General features: G+C 67.9%; 2 protein-coding genes. One reads left to right on the top strand and one right to left on the bottom strand.

The genetic code is table 11. The annotated features are described in order from the left end of the window. Positions 1 to 1,711 (top strand): carbohydrate binding domain-containing protein (locus tag Q664_RS62725; RefSeq protein WP_043403363.1); only part of this gene is annotated, 1,711 nt, incomplete at its 5' end. Between the two features lie 75 nt (positions 1,712 to 1,786). Here Q664_RS62725 and Q664_RS29640 read toward each other — a convergent pair. Then, a partial coding sequence (locus Q664_RS29640; protein WP_235216933.1) for a hypothetical protein occupies positions 1,787 to 3,354 on the bottom strand: 1,568 nt, incomplete at its 5' end.

Raw genomic sequence — 3,354 nt, 5'->3', positions numbered from 1 at the left:
GGCGCTCTCCGTCACCACCCTGGCGCCGGACACCACCGCGCCCTCGGCGCCCACGGGGCTGACGGCTTCGGGCACGACGAGCTCCTCGGTGGCCCTGCTCTGGACGGCCTCCACCGACAACTACGGCGTGGCCGGGTATGACGTCTTCCGCAATGGCACCCAGGTGGCCTCCGTCACGGGCACCAGCTACACGGACACGGGCCTGTCGCCGAGCACCTCGTACAGCTACACCGTGAGGGCGAAGGACGCGGCGGGCAACGTCTCGGCGCAGAGCACGGCGATCTCCGCCACCACGGGCGCGGGCAACACCGCCACCGTCTATTACAAGAAGGGCTTCGCCACCCCGTACATCCACTTCCGTCCCACGGGCGGTACGTGGACGGTGGCGCCGGGCTACGCCATGCCCGACTCCGAGGTGAGCGGCTACGCGAAGTACACCGTCAACCTGGGCTCGGCCACGCAGCTCGAGGCCGTCTTCAACAACGGCAGCGGCACCTGGGACAACAACAACGGGAGCAACTACTTCTTCCCCACGGGCGTCTCCACCTTCAGCGCTGGCACCATCACCGCGGGCGCCCCGGTGGTCGACACCACGCCTCCCAGCGTTCCCGGTGGCCTCACCTCGCCCTCGAAGACGGCCGCGTCCGTGTCCCTGTCGTGGACGGCGTCGACGGACAACGTCGGCGTGACGGGCTACCTCGTCTTCCGCAATGGCACGCAGGTGGGCACCCCCACGGGCACCACGTACACGGACAGCGGGCTCGCGGCGAGCACCGCGTACAGCTACACCGTGAAGGCGCGGGACGCGGCGGGCAACACCTCGGCGGCCAGCACGGCGCTCTCCGTCACCACCAGCTCGGGCAACTCCGTCACCGTCTATTACAAGAAGGGCTTCACCGCGCCCTACATCCACTACCGCCCCGCGGGTGGCACGTGGACGACGTCACCGGGTGTGGCCATGCCGAACGCGGAGGTGGCCGGCTACGCGAAGTACACCGTCAACCTGGGCTCGGCCACGCAGCTCGAGGCCGTCTTCAACAACGGCAGTGGCACCTGGGACAACAATGGCGGGCTCAACTACTTCATCCCCGCGGGCGTGCAGACGTTCAACGCCGGCACCATCACCGCGGGCGCGCCGTCCGCCGACACCACCGCGCCGAGCGTGCCCACGGGCCTGACGGCGCCCTCCAAGACGTCCACCTCCGTCTCGCTCACGTGGACGGCTTCCACGGACGACAGCGGCATCGCCGGATATGACGTGTACCGCAACGGCTCGCTGGTGGGCTCGCCCACCTCGGCCAGCTACACGGACACCGGCCTGAGCGTCGGCGCCACGTACAGTTACACCGTGCGCGCCCGGGACACCGCGGGCAACGTCTCCGCCCCGAGCACGGCCCTGAGCGTCACCACCAGCACCACCGGCGCCACCGTCACCTTCAACCAGACGGCCAGCACCGTGGTGGGCCAGAACATCTACGTCGTGGGCAGCATCGCCGCGCTCGGGAGCTGGAACACCGCCAACGCCATCCAGCTCTCGCCGGCCAACTACCCGACGTGGAGCGTGACGCTGAGCCTGCCCGGCTCCACGGCCTTCGAGTACAAGTACATCAAGAAGGACGGCAGCGGGAACGTCGTCTGGGAGAGCGGCGCCAACCGCACCTCCACGACGCCCGCGACCGGCACCGTGACGCTCAACGACACCTGGAAGTAGTCCGCGGCGGGAAGTGCCCCGGCGCGAGGCCCAGGAGCCTCGCGCCGGTGGTCTCCGCCGGGCCTCTGCTCTTCTCTACGTACCGCTGGCCAGGGTGTGGCTGCCGCTCCAGGCCCGGTTGAGGGTGAGCCACAGCACGCCCGAGGTGGAATCGAAGGAGGCGAAGTAATCCACGTCCGCCTTCAACAGCACGCCGTCCAGGTAGAGGCGCGCCGGCACGCCCGCCGCGGTACGAACCATGAAGAGCGGATTCTGCAACTCACCCCCGGCGGCGTTCAGGGTCGCGTTGAACTGACCGGACAGGTCCGCCTGGAACTCGTAGGCCGCGTAGTTGCTGTTGTACCCGGGTACCGGATAGGTGGCGGAGTCGGAGCGCGCCACGCCGCCCGGACCGGAGGTCACCACCGCGCCCTGAACCACGCTGAGCCGCGCATTGAGCATGCGCTCCACGTGCGTCGCCTGAGCCAGGACCTCCCCAGCGCTCTGCTGACCCATGACCATGAAGACGGAATAGCTCTGGTAGGGATGGCCCGAGTACTTCTTCTCGTAGCCATAGCCGTCATAGGAAGGCTTGCCCACGGCGTCGTACATCAAGCCCCAGGCGAGGCGTTTGCTGCGGGTCTGGCTGGTGTCGCCCATCTCGTACTGGCACATCTGGTAGGGCCAGTTCCAGTTGGGCGGCATCATCCAGGAGCCGAAATTACCGGGGTTCGCACGAGTCTCGGAGGTCAGGCCCCAGTTGTCGCTGAACCAGGTGCCGCCCGTGTTGTGCTGGAGCCAATCGAGCGTCTGCACCATGCCCATCTCCGCGTCGGCGGCGCGGGAATAGAGCATCGTGTAGGGGACGACGTTGGGCTGGCTGTAGTCCCAGTGGCTCTGGGCCGTGAAGGGCTCGGTGCGGGAGAAGAACTTGTACTTGTCGCCCCACTTCACGCCGTCCACGAACGCGTTGGTGCCATCACCATCCCAGGCGATGTCGCCATAGGGCGTGCGGGAGTCCGCGCTGGTGGGCAGGCCAGAGGAACCCGTGGCGCTCGTGTCGAAGGTGACGGCGTAGACCGGATGATCCCGCCCCGTGGCGAAGAACCAGTGCACCGTGACTTTGACCGGGGTGCCGCCGATGGGCATGTTCCAGGAGAACTCGTGGATGGCATGGTGGCGGCCAACGAAGACCCGGCGGTAGCTGCCCGCGAGGCTTCCGGAGTGGCTCACTCCATTGCCGCTGAAGTGACTCACCACATACCCCCAGCCGTTCCAGATGTAGCCGGAGCCGCTGGTGGCGCCGGTGCCCGTGGCGACGCGCTCCGACGTGCCAGTGTAGAAGCGGAACTGACGAAGCATGCCGCCGTAGCTGCCGCCGGGATCACGGGCGGTGTTGCGCGTGAGAACGGCCGTCCGCTGCTGCTTTCCCGCATCCAGCCAGCGGTAGACATCCGAGTCGTAATTGCCGGGCAGCTCGTTGGCCCAACTGAGGGACGCCCAGATGTCCGGGGCCGGGGGATTCACCGTCACCGTGGCGGTGGCCGTGACGTTGCCCGCCTCGTTCGTGGCCGTCAGCGTGTAGGTCGTCGTCGTGGCAGGAGTCACCGTCACGCTATTCCCTGTTACCGTGCCCACGCCCGGCGCGATGCTCAGGCTCGTGG

This window comes from Archangium violaceum Cb vi76 (assembly GCF_000733295.1).
In the GTDB taxonomy this organism is placed as follows: domain Bacteria; phylum Myxococcota; class Myxococcia; order Myxococcales; family Myxococcaceae; genus Archangium; species Archangium violaceum.
This window is presented reverse-complemented; position numbering and strand designations above follow the sequence as displayed.